Below are 14,258 nucleotides of genomic sequence, written 5' to 3'. Positions count from 1 at the left end.
AAGAGGTTGTGAGGTTGTTTGATGCGCTCTGGAAAAGGTAAGTTTGAACTGGTCAAAGAAGACAACACCATCTGGTTGACTGCTTGGGGGACCTGGACCAACTTAACGGTTGAAGATTACATCAAGCAATTACGGCAAATGGCACTGTCTTTTGCAAGTAGTCCATGGGCGATGTCATTGGATGGAACCCAATGGCAGGCTTGTCCGGCGGATGTATTTTCAAAGCTACAGGACAACTCAAGTTGGTGCTTTCAGCATCAGTTGAAATTTGGCATCGTGATGCTACCGGAGCATCCGCTGTTCCGCTGGCAATTTACCAAAGCAACCGATGTGCCAAAGCCAGCCGATTATCAGCGAGCTGTTGTCGCTGACCACGAGGAAGCCCGCGCAATTTTGACGCGAGCTGGTTTTCTTAGCGAGAAGAGCATTCAGGCCTTGGGCAGCTGAATTTTTGGCTCTTTTGCCGGCCGGAACAGCACCAGAGTTTTACCAATCACCTGCACTTTGTCGGCTTTGGTTTCCCGCACAATGGCATCCATCACCAGTACTTTTTGCTCGCGGTCTTCACCCGGTACTTTGACTTTGATCAGCTCATGATGCTCCAGAGCTTGCTCCACTTCGGCTAGAACACCTTCGGTCAGACCGTTGCCACCCAGCAATACCACGGGTTTTAAGTCGTGTGCTTTGGATTTTAAAAACTGTTTTTGTTTATTGCTCAGTGCCATCTTGATACGATTTCCACAATTTAATCTTGAATTCATGCTATTGTAACGCCATCTAGAGGTCATAGCCATTTCAGAGTAGTAAGATGACGCGAAAAAAGCGCTCAGCCAGCTCAACCCGCTGGTTGAAAGAGCATTTTGATGATCATTTTGTGCAAAAAGCACAGAAACAGGGGCTACGATCCCGGGCCGCTTTTAAACTGGAAGAAATTCAACAGCAGGATAAGCTAATCAAGCCCGGCATGACCGTGGTAGACTTAGGATCTGCTCCGGGCAGTTGGTCGCAAATGGCGGCAAAACTGGTAACACCCTCGGGTCGGGTGATAGCTTGTGATATACTTCCTATGGACCCTTTACTTGGGGTGTCCTTTTTGCAAGGTGACTTCCGGGAAGATGCAGTATTACAAGCATTACTGAGCCGGATCGAAGGTCGTAACGTAGATGTGGTATTATCAGATATGGCACCCAATATGAGTGGCAATCTGGCAACCGATCAGGCCAGAGCTATTTACCTGGTAGAGTTGGCTTTGGATATGTGTCATCAGGTGTTGAAGCAAAACGGCAGTTTTGTGGTCAAAGTATTTCATGGTGAAGGTTTTGAGGATTACTTAAAAGCAGTCCGTCAGGCCTTTACCACAGTAAAATCACGAAAGCCGGACTCATCGCGCTCCCGCTCCCGTGAAGCCTACATAGTGGCAACAGGTTTCAAGTCGCAGTAGTGGCCTGATTAAATTTAACGGCAAGTAAGAGGTTACAACCTTGAGTGATATGGCTAAAAATCTTATCGTCTGGCTGGTGATCGCCGTCGTTTTGATGTCGATTTTTAATAGCTTTGGTCCTGGTGACAGTTCTGAGCGAATGACCAGTTACGATCAGTTTCTAAAACAGGTTGAGCAGCGTCAGATCCGCGAAGTCCAGATCGAACGCTCCGGCGTCATCAGTGGCGTCAGCCGCAACGGCGATCGTTTTGAGACCGTGATCCCTGGTGGCTACGACAGCAAGTTAATTGATGATTTGTTCAAGCATGACGTGCGTATTGTTGGTAAGCCGCCGGAAGAAGGCAGTTGGCTGGCAACCATCTTCATCTCATGGTTCCCAATGCTGCTGTTGATTGGGGTCTGGATTTTCTTTATGCGCCAGATGCAGGGCGGCGGCGGCAAAGGTGCTATGTCCTTTGGTAAAAGCAAAGCCAAACTCATGGGTGAAGATCAAATCAAAACCACCTTTGTCGATGTGGCAGGTTGCGATGAAGCCAAAGAAGAAGTGAGCGAGTTGGTGGATTACCTGCGCGACCCGTCCCGCTTCCAAAAGCTGGGTGGCAAAATTCCAACCGGTATTTTGATGGTAGGTCCTCCTGGTACTGGTAAAACATTGTTGGCTAAGGCCATTGCCGGCGAAGCCAAGGTGCCATTCTTTACCATCTCCGGCTCAGACTTCGTTGAGATGTTCGTCGGTGTAGGTGCGTCCCGGGTGCGGGATATGTTCGACCAGGCCAAAAAAGCTGCCCCGTGTATTATCTTTATTGATGAGATTGATGCGGTCGGTCGCCAGCGTGGTGCAGGTTTAGGTGGTGGTCACGATGAACGTGAGCAAACCTTGAACCAGATGCTGGTTGAGATGGATGGCTTTGATGGCAACGAAGGTATTATCGTTATTGCCGCCACCAACCGTCCAGATGTCTTGGACCCTGCTTTATTACGCCCAGGCCGTTTTGACCGTCAGGTTGTGGTCGGCTTGCCGGATGTGAAAGGCCGTGAGCAGATCCTTAAAGTCCATATGCGTAAAGTTCCGTTGGGCGAAGATGTGGATCCATCGGTGATTGCCCGTGGTACTCCAGGTTTCTCCGGCGCTGATTTGGCCAATCTGGTGAACGAAGCGGCCTTGTTTGCTGCCCGTGGCAACCGCCGGACTGTGTCCATGGACGAGTTTGAGAAAGCCAAAGACAAAATCATGATGGGCGCAGAGCGTCGTTCCATGGTGATGACTGAAAAAGACAAAGAGATGACTGCCTACCATGAAGCTGGCCATGCCATTGTCGGTCGTCTGGTGCCTGAGCATGATCCCGTGTACAAGGTGAGTATTATTCCTCGAGGTCGTGCTCTTGGCGTCACCATGTACCTGCCAGAGCGGGATCGGGTCAGCTACAGCAAGCAACAGCTGGAAAGCATGATCAGCTCCCTGTTTGGTGGCCGTATTGCCGAAGATGTCATTTACGGTTCTGAAATGGTCACCACTGGTGCTTCTAATGATATTGAACGTGCCACTGATCTGGCCCGTAAAATGGTCACGCAGTGGGGTTTCTCAGAAAAGATGGGACCACTGTTGTATGCGGATGAAGATGGTGAAGTGTTCTTGGGCCGCTCTGTCAGCAAGAACAAGCACATGTCAGAAGAAACAGTCAAAACCATTGATGCCGAGATCCGCAGTTTTATTGACCGTAACTATCAGCGTGCTTACAATCTGATCAAAGACAATATGGATATTCTTCACTCCATGAAAGATGCGTTGATGAAGTATGAAACCATTGATGCGCGCCAGATTGATGATTTGATGGAACGCCGGCCAGTTCGTGACCCGGAAAACTGGGAACCACGTGACAAAGGCGATAAAGGCAGCTCCAGTGATGACTCGGGGGCAGAGGAGCCGGTAGGCCCCAATGCAGAACCATCCGAAGGCAAGCTGCACTGATTGTTCGATGATTGAAAAAACCCGGCTTGCCGGGTTTTTTTCTGGGCCGACTAACCTGAGACTTTGCCATGCAACTAACCTTACCGCGTCAGCGCACGCTGGATTTAGCCCGTCCGAAAGTGATGGGCATTTTAAATGTAACCCCAGACTCTTTTTCCGATGGCGGCCAATTTGAACGGCTGGATAGTGCACTTTATCAGGCCGAGCAAATGCTGCAACAAGGAGCCGCTATTCTGGATATTGGCGGTGAGTCCACCCGGCCCGGTTCGGAGCCCGTGCCACTGCAACAGGAGCTCGATCGGGTGCTGCCGGTGATTGAAGCCATCCGCAACCGGTTGGATTGTGTGGTCTCCATCGATACCAGCAAAGCGGCCGTGATGTCAGCGGCGGTTCAGGCGGGTGCCGATATGATTAATGATGTCTATGCGTTACGCGCTGATGGGGCTTTGGCCGCAGCCGCAGCTGCTGGAGTACCGGTTTGTTTGATGCATATGCTGGGTGAGCCCAAAACCATGCAACAACAGCCGGAGTACCGTGATGTCACTGCCGAAGTGTTGGATTTCATGCAGCAGCGTGTAGCCGCCTGTCTTGGCGCTGGCATAGCGCGTGAGCAGTTGTTGTTAGACCCTGGCTTTGGTTTTGGCAAAACGTTGGCACAGAACTATCAATTGCTGCAACAGCTGGAACAATGGCAGGCATTTCAGCTGCCTTTATTGGTGGGCATGTCCCGCAAATCCATGGTAGGCAACTTGTTGGGATTACCGGTGACAGAGCGATTGGCAGGCAGTCTGGCCTGTGCCACAATAGCCGCCATTAAAGGAGCCCATATAATCCGGGTGCATGACGTAAAAGCGACGGCAGATGTGTTGGCTGTGCTGGATGCCACCCTTCATGGAGTAGAGGAATGAGCAGAAAGTATTTTGGTACCGATGGAGTGCGCGGCAAGGTAGGTGATTTTCCAATTACCCCTGAATTTGCCATGAAATTAGGCTGGGCCGCTGGTAGGGTGCTGTCAAAAAGCGGTACTCGTAAGGTATTGATTGGAAAAGATACCCGTATTTCCGGTTACTTACTGGAAACTGCACTCGAAGCTGGTCTGGTTGCTGCAGGTATTGATGTGCGCTTGCTAGGACCAATGCCCACACCTGCCGTAGCCTATTTAACCCGTACGTTTCGTGCCGAGGCCGGTATCGTGATAAGTGCTTCGCACAACCCTTATTACGACAATGGCATTAAGTTTTTCTCGGCCGATGGGACCAAGTTACCGGATGAGGTCGAGTTGGCTATTGAAAACGAGCTGGAGCAACCCATGCTCTGTGTGCCATCCGAGCAGTTGGGTAAAGCGGTGCGGGTAGACGATGCAGCCGGACGCTACATTGAGTTTTGTAAAAGTCACATACCAAACCATATGTCATTAAAAGGCTTCCGTTTGGTATTGGATTGCGCCCATGGCGCCACCTACCACATAGCCCCGAATGTGTTTCGGGAGTTAGGTGCCGAGGTTACGGTAATCGGTGCCAGCCCGGATGGTCTTAATATCAATGCCGATTGCGGTGCCACGCATACCTTGCCTTTGCAGGAGAAGGTGGTTGAGATGAAAGCCGACCTGGGTATTGCTTACGATGGCGATGGTGATCGGGTGATGATGATCGATCACTCTGGGCGTGTAATTGATGGCGATGAAATTGTTTACATCATTGCCCGCGCAGCGCAAAAGCAAAAGCGTCTGCATGGTGGTGTGGTCGGCACGCAGATGAGCAATATGGGTCTTGAGTTAGCACTGGCTGAGCTGAAGATCCCTTTCTTGCGCAGCAAGGTAGGTGACCGCTACGTGATGGAGTTGCTGCGCGAGCACGATTGGCGCATTGGTGGTGAAAATTCTGGTCATGTACTGAACCTGGATCACACCTGTACCGGCGATGGCATTATTGCCTCCTTGCAGGTGATGACCGCGATGATTCAGGAACAGCAAAGCCTGGCTGAAATCAGCCAGGGCATGACAAAACTGCCGCAGGTGCTGGTCAATGTGAAGTTTGAAAAAGGCACGGCACCGCTGGAAAAGCAAAACGTCAAGCAGGCCATTGCCGATGTCGAAGCCAAGCTTGGCAACAAAGGCCGGGTATTGATCCGCAAGTCAGGCACTGAGCCGCTGATCCGCGTGATGGTGGAAGGTGAAGTGCGCACGGAAGTCGAAGCTTTTGCTCAGGTCATTGCCAATGCGGTTAAAATCGCCAGTTAACGGTGATAAACTGCAACTAACTTGAGATAGCGGCTGGCATTGGGTACTATCTGGCCGCAGCAATAACAAGGAACAGGCATGACAATGCGCAAGCCACTGGTGGCAGCCAACTGGAAAATGAATGGCAGTGATGCTTTGGCTCGGGAACTGACAGCGGCCCTTGCTACCGTCAATTTAGTCAACGTGGATGTCTTGGTATGTCCGCCAGCGACCCTGTTGCATACTCTGGCAAGCACTGAGCAATGTTTGTTAGGGGCGCAGAATCTAAGTCAATATACGTCGGGTGCCTATACAGGTGAGCTTAGTGCGAGCCTACTGACAGAAGCTGGGGTTCGTTTCGTCTTGGTTGGGCATTCTGAGCGTCGCACCCTGTTTGCTGAAAGCGATCTGGTACTGGCAGAAAAAATGCAGCAAGCCATCGCACATGGCCTTACACCGGTGTATTGCATTGGTGAAAATTTACAGCAGCGCCAGCAAGAAAAAACCGGGCAGGTGCTTGCGAAACAATTGGCTGCGGTGTATGCTTCGCATCCCGAATTCATCGCCAAATCGGTGATTGCTTACGAGCCAGTGTGGGCTATAGGCACGGGTGAAGCGGCAACGCCGGAGCAGGCGCAGCAAGCCCATGCAGAAGTTCGTCAACAGCTGGCTCAGTACGATAGCAAAGCTGCTGCGACAGTCAGAATTTTGTATGGTGGTAGCGTCAACAGCAAGAATGCGACAGAGTTGTTTGGCCAGCCGGATATCGATGGTGGCTTGGTCGGTGGTGCCAGCCTGAATGCTGAAGAATTTTTACACATTTGCCAAAGTGCAAAGGGTTAACGAATTATGTTTGAAGTCTTTATGGTAATGTATTTGTTGGTAGCTTTATCGTTGATCGGGTTGATCCTGATCCAGCACGGTAAAGGCGCTGACATGGGTGCCGCTTTCGGTGCCGGTGCTTCCTCTACAGTTTTTGGCTCTGCTGGCAAAGGTAACTTTCTTACCAAAACCACCACAGTTCTTGCTGTCGTTTTCTTTGTTCTGAGTATTGTGCTTGGCCGTTACACAGCGGGTCAAAGCAGCCAGGTGGATGCATGGCAGGATTTGTCGGTTCCTATGACAGAGTCCGTACCGACATCGCCTACTGAGAACGAGATCCCGTTCGGTAATTAATCCGGACACATCTGCCGAGGTGGTGAAATTGGTAGACACGCTATCTTGAGGGGGTAGTGTCTTCGGACGTGCGGGTTCAAGTCCCGCTCTCGGCACCAAATTGCAACAGTAAGAGCCGGCATAAAGTGCCTTAGCCCTTGCGGTACTAACCTCACAGCTATATAATAGTTGCCAATTACGGACGCGGGATGGAGCAGCCTGGTAGCTCGTCGGGCTCATAACCCGAAGGTCGTCGGTTCAAATCCGGCTCCCGCAACCAATATTGTGATATTCATGGTTATACTGAATCGCCCTCGGGCTCCTCTTTATAACCGCGGGGCGAAGGTCTAAATCCGGCTCCCGCAACCAATATTGTTAAGTTTGCTATTTTTGATAATTTAAACTTAACCAATTCACAGTCACCGAACTGTGGAGCGATCGTCAGTAGTGATGCTCGCCACGATTAATTCAGCATTGATTTTGGCGATAAATCAGTGCTTACGGATAGTAAATTCGCCCCGCTTGTTCGGGGCGTTTTTATATCTGCAAACTGAGTTTGTGGAATGGGCGTTTCGCCCATTTTTTATTTAACACCTGTAGCTGGCGCGAAATTGATTTCGGCCGGTGGCTCTGGAGGTTTTCTTGGCGAAGCAGGAACAGCAGTTAATCGAGTTGTTAGCACCTACGGTGTCGGCAGCTGGTTTCGAATTGCTTGGTATTGAAGTGTTGCGTGCAGGCAAGCATTCCACTGTGCGCCTGTACATTGATCATCCGGATGGGGTAACCGTTGAACACTGCGCCAACATCAGTCGCGAAGTCGGTGCCATTTTGGATGTGGAAGATCCGATTTCACATGAGTACATGCTGGAAGTGTCGTCGCCTGGTTTGGACAGGCCCTTATTCACGCCTGAGCATTTTGCCAGAGCCGTAGGTGAGAAAATCGATGTCAAGCTGGCCATTCCTCAGGATGGGCGTCGTAAATTTAAAGGCATCTTGCAGGCAATTGAACAGGATATGTTGGTGATAGAAATCGATGGCAAGCAGTTTCGTTTGCTGATGGATAACGTTGAAAAGGCAAATATTGTACCTGTGTTCTGATTGCAGACAGGTCCAACAGAGGCAGCAAGAAAATGGCAAAAGAAATTTTATTGGTTGTTGATGCGGTTTCAAACGAAAAGTCCGTGCCAAGAGAGAAAATCTTCGAAGCACTGGAATACGCACTGGCCGCCGCCACTAAAAAGAAGAACGAAGGCGATATTGAAGTCCGCGTCAGTATTGATCGTAAAACCGGTTCTTTTGATACCTTCCGTCGTTGGGAAGTGGTACCGGATGATCAGCCGATCGAGCATCCTTATCGGGAAATTACTTTATCGGCAGCTCAGTATGAGCAGCCGGAGCTGAATGTTGGCGATTACGTGGAAGAGCAAATTGAGTCCATCGTGTTCGATCGCATTACTACTCAGATGGCGAAGCAGGTGATCGTACAAAAAGTACGGGAAGCCGAGCGCTCCCAGGTGGTGGAAGCTTATTTAGATCAGGTCGGTGAACTGGTCACTGGTGTGGTGAAAAAGGCCAACCGCGATAACATCATCGTCGATCTTGGCAACAATGCTGAGGCCATTCTGACGCGTGAGCATATGTTGCCACGTGAAACTTATCGGACAGGCGATCGCCTGCGGGCCTTGTTGTTTGAAGTAAAGCCGGAAGCGCGCGGTGCTCAGCTGTTCTTAAGCCGTACCCGCCCGGAAATGCTGATTGAATTATTCCGCATTGAAGTACCGGAAATCGGTGAAGAAATGATTGAACTGCGAGGCGCTGCCCGGGATCCAGGTTCACGTGCAAAAATCGCGGTGAAGACCAATGACCGTCGTATCGACCCAGTCGGTGCCTGTGTTGGTATGCGTGGCTCACGTGTGCAGGCTGTATCGGGAGAGCTCGGCGGCGAGCGGGTGGATATCGTGTTGTACGATGACAACGATGCCCAGTTTGTCATTAATGCCATGGCACCAGCTGAAGTCGCCTCCATCGTCGTTGATGAAGAAGCGCATTCGATGGATATCGCGGTCGAAGAAGGCAACCTGGCGATGGCCATCGGCCGAAATGGCCAGAATATCCGTCTTGCCAGCCAACTGACAGGTTGGGAACTGAACGTGATGACAGTCGAAGACATGCAGAAGAAGCATCAGGAAGAGGCCAGTAAGGTGATTGATCTCTTTACCAGCACGCTGGAAATTGATGAAGACTTTGCTTCCGTATTGGTAGATGAAGGTTTCTCTACGCTGGAAGAGATCGCCTATGTACCGGTCTCTGAACTCTTGTCCATCGATGGGTTTGATGAAGAGATTGTTGAAGAATTACGTAACCGTGCCAAAGCTTACCTGACCACTCAGGCGCTGGCGTCTGAAGAGTCGTTGGAAGGTGCTAAGCCATCTGAAGAATTGCTGGCACTGCAAGGTTTGGATACCCATACCGCTTATGTGCTCGCGAGCAAAGGTGTGGTTACATTGGATGATTTGGCCGAGCAGGGCGTTGATGACCTGCTGGATTTAGCCGAAATGAAGGAAGATCAGGCTGCTGCCCTGATTATGGCTGCCAGAAATATTGTCTGGTTCAGCGAAGAAAATTAATGGATCAACGGAGGTAACAACGTATATGGCAGATGTCACCATAGAAAAGCTCGCCACAGATGTAAACACAACTGTTGATCGCTTAGTACAACAATTTGCAGACGCCGGGATCAGCAAGACTGCTGGTGCCATGGTCACTGAAGACGAAAAACGTACCTTGCTGCAGCATCTAAGCCGCCAGCATGGTGCCGAGGCGGCGACGCCTTCCAAGCTGACGTTAAAGCGGAAAGAAAAAAGTACGCTGAGCATTCAGGCTGGAGCCGGCCGTAGCCGTGAAGTGACGGTAGAAGTGCGTAAGCAAAAAACTTACATCAAAAAGCCGATGCTGGATGAAGCCACCATAAAAGCACAGGAAGAAGCGCGGCTGGCTGAAGAAAAAGCCAAAGCAGAAGCCGAGCGTGCTGAGCGTGAGCGTCAGGAAGCACAGCGCAAAGCGAAAGCGGAAGCCGATCGTCGCGCCAAAGAAGAGGCTGAGCGTAAAGCCGCTGAGGCTAAGCGCAAAGATGAGCAGAAAAAAGACGATCCGGAAGAAGCAGCCCGTCGTGCTGCCCGTGAAGAAGCTCGTAAAGAAGCTGAGCGTTTAAAGCAGCAGCAAGAAGCTGAGGCACTGCGGAAGCTGGAAGAAGAAGCGCGCAAGCAAGCGGAAGAGGCCAAGCGTTTGGCCGAAGAGAATCGTGAGCGTTGGGAGCAGGAAGAAAAAGCCAAGGGTACTGAAGATGGCGATTACCACCTGACCAGCAATGAATTTGCCAAACAAGCCGAAGACGAAGTCGATGCCCGTGAAGAGCGCGCCGGCCGTCGTGGGGTGGCTGCCAAAAAAGTGGCACCGGCCAAAGGCAAGAAGAAAGATGATCGCAACGATCGTGAAGCTTTTAACCGTGCCAACAAGCACAGTAAGAAAAAGAAAACCCCGTCCAGCATGCAGCATGGCTTTAACAAGCCAGCCCAGCCAGTCGAGCGTGAAGTGCGGATTGGTGAAACCATTACGGTAGCCGAACTTGCCTCCAAAATGGCAGTGAAAGCAACGGAAGTGATTAAAACCATGATGAAAATGGGCGCTATGGCGACCATCAATCAGGTGATTGATCAGGAGACGGCGGCCATTGTCTGTGAAGAAATGGGCCACAAGTTCGTGCTGACCAAAGAAAATGAGCTGGAACAGGCGGTGATGTCTGAGCGTGGCGAGACCGGTGAGCTGGAGCCTCGTGCCCCGGTGGTAACCGTAATGGGCCACGTTGACCATGGTAAAACCTCATTACTGGATTACATCCGTAAAGCCAAAGTCGCCGATGGCGAAGCCGGTGGCATTACCCAGCATATTGGTGCTTACCATGTGGATACCGACCGCGGTATGGTGACCTTCCTGGATACCCCAGGTCACGCTGCTTTCACCTCGATGCGGGCACGTGGTGCCAAAGCAACTGATATCGTTATTCTGGTGGTTGCCGCCGATGATGGCGTCATGCCGCAAACCAAAGAAGCGATCCAGCATGCTAAGGCTGCCGGTGTGCCTTTGATTGTTGCCATCAACAAAATGGATAAGCCAGAAGCCGATCCGGATCGGGTGCGCAATGAACTGTCGCAGTACGATGTTATTTCGGAAGAGTGGGGCGGTGATACCCAGTTCGTACCAGTCTCTGCCAAAGCAGGTACCGGTATTGATCAACTGTTGGATGCGGTGCTTGATTTGGCCGAAATTCAGGAGCTGACCGCTGTTCGCGCTGGTCTGGCACGTGGTGTGGTAATTGAGTCCCGTCTGGATAAAGGCCGCGGTCCGGTCGCGTCCATCCTGGTGCAGGAAGGTACGCTGAACCAGGGCGATGTGGTGCTTTGTGGTTTCGAGTACGGTAAAGTCCGCGCTATGCGGGATGAGAATGGCCGTAATGTCAGCGAAGCTGGCCCGTCCATTCCGGTCGAAATCCTCGGCCTGTCCGGTGTACCGCAGGCAGGTGATGAAGTCACCGTTGTGAAAGACGAGCGTAAAGCCCGTGAAGTTGCCTTGTACCGTCAGGGCAAGTTCCGCGAAGTGAAACTGGCGCGTCAGCAAAAAGCCAAGCTGGAAAATATGTTTGCCAACATGGCAGAAGGCGATGTGTCCGAACTGAACATCGTGCTGAAAGCTGATGTACAGGGCTCGGTGGAGGCCATCACTGAATCGCTCAGCAAGCTGTCGACGGATGAAGTGAAGATCAAAATCATCGGCAGTGGCGTCGGTGGTATTACCGAGACCGACGTTAGCCTGGCAGCCGCTTCACAAGCCATCATTATCGGCTTTAACGTCCGTGCGGATGCGTCAGCCCGCCGTATTGTCGAAGACGAAGGCCTGGATCTGCGTTACTACGGCATCATCTACGAGCTGCTGGATGAAGTGAAACAGGCGATGACCGGTATGCTGGCCCCTGAATTCAAACAGCAAATCATTGGTTTGGCGCAGGTACGTGATGTATTCCGCTCACCGAAGTTCGGCGCTATTGCCGGCTGTATCGTTAGTGAAGGCGTGATCAAGCGCAATGCCCCTATCCGGGTACTGCGTGACAACGTGGTGATCTACGAAGGCGAGCTGGAGTCACTGCGTCGCTTTAAAGACGACGTCAACGAAGTCCGTAATGGCTTCGAGTGTGGTATCGGTGTGAAGAACTACAACGATGTCCGCGAAGGCGATCAAATCGAAGTCTTTGAGGTGGTTCAGGTCGAACGTACGCTGTAATCCGACCGCTTATCAGACACCATCAGGGACTAAGGTTGCTGATGGTGTTTGTTTTTCTAAAGGAAAAAAAGATGGCACATAAAGAGTTTTCCCGTGTCGACCGGCTGTCGCAACAGCTGCAAAAAGAGCTGGCGGTGATCCTGCAGCGCGAAATTAAAGATCCACGCTTGCACCATATGATTACGGTATCGCAGGTGGATGTATCGCGAGATTTATCCTACGCCAAAATTTACGTCACTTTTCTTGGCCTGGAGCAGGACAAAGTAAAAGACAACCTGAAGATCCTAAACGATGCCAAAGGCTTTATCCGCGGCCTGATTGGCAAGCGGATCCAAACCCGGATTGTGCCGCAGGTGCAGTTTTACTACGACAGTACGCTGGACGAAGGCATTCGTCTAACTGCCTTGGTAGAATCCGCCCGTCGCGCCGATGAAGCCAAACGCCCGGCCGGCTCCGCGGATGATGCGTCAGATAACGACACTGATAACGGTACTGAGTCCGACAAGCAGGATTAAATGACACAGCAACACAAACGCCGTGCCGTGAACGGCATTCTGCTTTTAGACAAGCCGCTGGAATTTACCAGCAATGGTATTTTGCAAAAGGTCCGCTGGCTGTATCAGGCGCAAAAAGCCGGTCATACCGGTGCGCTGGATCCGCTGGCCAGTGGCTTGTTGCCAATCTGCTTTGGCGAAGCGACCAAGTTCAGTCAGTTCTTGCTGGATACCGATAAAACCTATCAGGTCAGTGCCCGTTTTGGCATCCGGACCGATACCAGCGATGCCGCTGGCGAGGTAGTCAGCACCCGACCGGTTGCCTTTAACCTGCAGCAGCTGGAGCAGGCGATGCAAGCGTTTCGTGGCGATATCCTGCAGGTGCCGACGATGTTCTCGGCGCTGAAGTATCAGGGCCAGCCGCTGTACAAGTACGCCCGTCAGGGCATTACCGTACCGCGCGAAGCCCGGCCCATCAGCATCTTCCGTTTTGAGTTGCTGGCACTGCGCCAAAGCAGCGAGCAGACCGATGCTGATTTTATCGTGCATTGCAGCAAAGGCACCTACATCCGCACCCTGATTGATGATTTGGGCGAAGCCTTAGGCTGCGGCGCTTATGTCAGTGCTTTGCACCGTACCCAGGTGGGGCCTTTTCAGGCCGAAGCCATGCAGCCACTACCTAAGCTGGAAGCCCTGGCAGAGCCGTGCCATCAAAGTCGGGATTTCTCGGCGTTGGATCAGCTGCTGCTGCCACTGGACGCAGCCTTGCATGGTTTGGAAGCTTTAGAGCTTACTGCTGATCAGCAGCGCCGTATTGCCCATGGTCAAAGCTTTGCCTGCAGCCAGGCCGATGCAGAAGCCGTACGCTTGTACAGCGCTGAGCAACAATTTTTGGGCATTGGCAAACGCGAGCAGGGCGAGCTAAAGCCCCGGCGACTGCTGAGCACCAACAAAAACTTGTAAAGCAGCGCTGGCATGGTACAATGCGGCCGCTTTTTATTGTTGGCTGAATGAGTGATCGGCGACAATACATTCATTAACTCACTCAGAATTGGAGTACACCATGGCTTTAACTGTTGCTGAAAAAGCAAAAATCGTTGCGGATTACGCACAAAAAGAAGGTGACACAGGTTCACCAGAAGTACAGGTTGCTTTGCTGACTGCAAACATCAACCACCTGCAAAGCCACTTTGCTGATCACAAGCACGATTTCCACTCACGCCGCGGTCTGCTGCGTATGGTTAGCCAGCGTCGTAAATTGCTGGACTACTTAAAAGGCAAAGATCAAAGCCGTTACGCTGACTTGATCAAGCGTCTTGGCCTGCGTCGTTAATTCAACGCAAAGAAAAAGGGCTGAATTTCAGCCCTTTTTTTCTGCCTGATAAACAGCCTTAGCAAGCGAACATCACCCAACCTAACCTGTAAAATAATACTCTCGTATTCTACGTCATATGCTAGGTGTGGCAGTTCTGCATGGACAAGCTTGGGATTGGCTAAGGATCTGTCGCAATATTTGGCTGGTTACTGCACCTGCGGTAGCTTCCGAGGTCAAGCTGGGTGAATCATCCTCTCTGTACTCAAAAATCATCGTATTGCTTTTACGGCTTGCCAATTGTGTCAATCCGATGAAACCTTGGCCCACTGCTT

At 51.4% G+C, this 14,258-nt stretch carries 14 protein-coding genes and 2 tRNA genes; 15 read left to right on the top strand and 1 reads right to left on the bottom strand.

The features are described from left to right. Positions 1-21 precede the first annotated feature (21 nt). On the top strand, positions 22-447 hold the full coding sequence (locus BLW37_RS10430) for a hypothetical protein (RefSeq protein ID WP_091342536.1): 426 nt from the start codon (positions 22-24) through the stop codon (positions 445-447). Here BLW37_RS10430 and yhbY read toward each other — a convergent pair. Next, positions 429-725, bottom strand: coding sequence for a ribosome assembly RNA-binding protein YhbY (gene yhbY, locus BLW37_RS10425; protein WP_091342534.1), 297 nt, complete (start codon positions 723-725; stop codon positions 429-431). The two genes, BLW37_RS10430 and yhbY, sit on opposite strands and share 19 nt — an antisense overlap. Positions 726-808: 83 nt before the next feature. Between yhbY and rlmE the strand changes: the two genes are divergently transcribed. The 14 genes from rlmE (at position 809) to rpsO (ending at position 13,944) form a co-directional block, all read left to right on the top strand. After that, complete coding sequence (gene rlmE / locus BLW37_RS10420) at positions 809-1,441, top strand: 23S rRNA (uridine(2552)-2'-O)-methyltransferase RlmE (protein ID WP_091342531.1); 633 nt, start codon at positions 809-811, stop codon at positions 1,439-1,441. Between the two features lie 40 nt (positions 1,442-1,481). Continuing rightward, positions 1,482-3,410 carry an ATP-dependent zinc metalloprotease FtsH gene (gene ftsH / locus BLW37_RS10415; protein ID WP_091342529.1) on the top strand — a complete coding sequence of 643 codons (1,929 nt, stop codon included), beginning with the start codon at positions 1,482-1,484 and terminating at the stop codon, positions 3,408-3,410. 68 nt (positions 3,411-3,478) lie between these two features. Further along, positions 3,479-4,318, top strand: a complete 840-nt coding sequence (gene folP / locus BLW37_RS10410; RefSeq protein WP_091342527.1) for a dihydropteroate synthase — start codon at positions 3,479-3,481, stop codon at positions 4,316-4,318. After that, positions 4,315-5,649 carry a phosphoglucosamine mutase gene (gene glmM / locus BLW37_RS10405; RefSeq protein WP_091342525.1) on the top strand — a complete coding sequence of 445 codons (1,335 nt, stop codon included), beginning with the start codon at positions 4,315-4,317 and terminating at the stop codon, positions 5,647-5,649. The genes folP and glmM overlap by 4 nt, the downstream gene beginning before the upstream one ends. A 78-nt stretch (positions 5,650-5,727) precedes the next feature. Beyond that, positions 5,728-6,471 carry a triose-phosphate isomerase gene (gene tpiA / locus BLW37_RS10400; protein WP_091342523.1) on the top strand — a complete coding sequence of 248 codons (744 nt, stop codon included), beginning with the start codon at positions 5,728-5,730 and terminating at the stop codon, positions 6,469-6,471. 6 nt (positions 6,472-6,477) lie between these two features. After that, positions 6,478-6,804, top strand: a complete 327-nt coding sequence (gene secG, locus BLW37_RS10395) for a preprotein translocase subunit SecG (protein WP_091342521.1) — start codon at positions 6,478-6,480, stop codon at positions 6,802-6,804. Positions 6,805-6,817: 13 nt separating this feature from the next. Then, a tRNA-Leu gene (locus tag BLW37_RS10390) sits at positions 6,818-6,902 on the top strand. A gap of 84 nt (positions 6,903-6,986) precedes the next feature. After that, a tRNA-Met gene (locus BLW37_RS10385) sits at positions 6,987-7,063 on the top strand. A 362-nt stretch (positions 7,064-7,425) separates the two neighbouring features. Beyond that, the gene (rimP, locus tag BLW37_RS10380; protein ID WP_091342520.1) at positions 7,426-7,881 is read left to right on the top strand and encodes a ribosome maturation factor RimP; all 456 of its coding nucleotides are present in this window, start codon (positions 7,426-7,428) and stop codon (positions 7,879-7,881) included. A 32-nt stretch (positions 7,882-7,913) separates the two neighbouring features. After that, positions 7,914-9,410, top strand: a complete 1,497-nt coding sequence (nusA, locus tag BLW37_RS10375) for a transcription termination factor NusA (protein WP_091342518.1) — start codon at positions 7,914-7,916, stop codon at positions 9,408-9,410. A gap of 25 nt (positions 9,411-9,435) precedes the next feature. Then, complete coding sequence (gene infB, locus BLW37_RS10370) at positions 9,436-12,117, top strand: translation initiation factor IF-2 (protein WP_091342516.1); 2,682 nt, start codon at positions 9,436-9,438, stop codon at positions 12,115-12,117. 71 nt (positions 12,118-12,188) lie between these two features. Next, on the top strand, positions 12,189-12,632 hold the full coding sequence (gene rbfA, locus BLW37_RS10365) for a 30S ribosome-binding factor RbfA (protein WP_091342515.1): 444 nt from the start codon (positions 12,189-12,191) through the stop codon (positions 12,630-12,632). Further along, the gene (gene truB, locus BLW37_RS10360; RefSeq protein ID WP_091342513.1) at positions 12,633-13,574 is read left to right on the top strand and encodes a tRNA pseudouridine(55) synthase TruB; all 942 of its coding nucleotides are present in this window, start codon (positions 12,633-12,635) and stop codon (positions 13,572-13,574) included. 100 nt (positions 13,575-13,674) lie between these two features. Further along, complete coding sequence (rpsO, locus tag BLW37_RS10355; RefSeq protein WP_091342512.1) at positions 13,675-13,944, top strand: 30S ribosomal protein S15; 270 nt, start codon at positions 13,675-13,677, stop codon at positions 13,942-13,944. Positions 13,945-14,258: the final 314 nt, after the last annotated feature.

Origin of the sequence: Alkalimonas amylolytica (assembly GCF_900107845.1) — a bacterium.
In the GTDB taxonomy this organism is placed as follows: domain Bacteria; phylum Pseudomonadota; class Gammaproteobacteria; order Enterobacterales; family Alteromonadaceae; genus Alkalimonas; species Alkalimonas amylolytica.
The sequence above is the reverse complement of the archived record's forward strand: the minus strand, read 5'-3'. Positions and strand labels throughout refer to the sequence as shown.

Excerpts from the sequence above, each read along its gene's own strand:
- BLW37_RS10430 (WP_091342536.1), top strand. The coding sequence starts at position 22 with ATGCGCTCTGGAAAAGGTAAGTTTGAACTGGTCAAAGAAGACAACACC.
- yhbY (WP_091342534.1), bottom strand. The coding sequence starts at position 725 with ATGGCACTGAGCAATAAACAAAAACAGTTTTTAAAATCCAAAGCACAC.
- rlmE (WP_091342531.1), top strand. The coding sequence starts at position 809 with ATGACGCGAAAAAAGCGCTCAGCCAGCTCAACCCGCTGGTTGAAAGAG.
- folP (WP_091342527.1), top strand. The coding sequence starts at position 3,479 with ATGCAACTAACCTTACCGCGTCAGCGCACGCTGGATTTAGCCCGTCCG.
- glmM (WP_091342525.1), top strand. The coding sequence starts at position 4,315 with ATGAGCAGAAAGTATTTTGGTACCGATGGAGTGCGCGGCAAGGTAGGT.
- tpiA (WP_091342523.1), top strand. The coding sequence starts at position 5,728 with ATGACAATGCGCAAGCCACTGGTGGCAGCCAACTGGAAAATGAATGGC.
- secG (WP_091342521.1), top strand. The coding sequence starts at position 6,478 with ATGTTTGAAGTCTTTATGGTAATGTATTTGTTGGTAGCTTTATCGTTG.
- nusA (WP_091342518.1), top strand. The coding sequence starts at position 7,914 with ATGGCAAAAGAAATTTTATTGGTTGTTGATGCGGTTTCAAACGAAAAG.
- infB (WP_091342516.1), top strand. The coding sequence starts at position 9,436 with ATGGCAGATGTCACCATAGAAAAGCTCGCCACAGATGTAAACACAACT.
- rbfA (WP_091342515.1), top strand. The coding sequence starts at position 12,189 with ATGGCACATAAAGAGTTTTCCCGTGTCGACCGGCTGTCGCAACAGCTG.
- truB (WP_091342513.1), top strand. The coding sequence starts at position 12,633 with ATGACACAGCAACACAAACGCCGTGCCGTGAACGGCATTCTGCTTTTA.
- rpsO (WP_091342512.1), top strand. The coding sequence starts at position 13,675 with ATGGCTTTAACTGTTGCTGAAAAAGCAAAAATCGTTGCGGATTACGCA.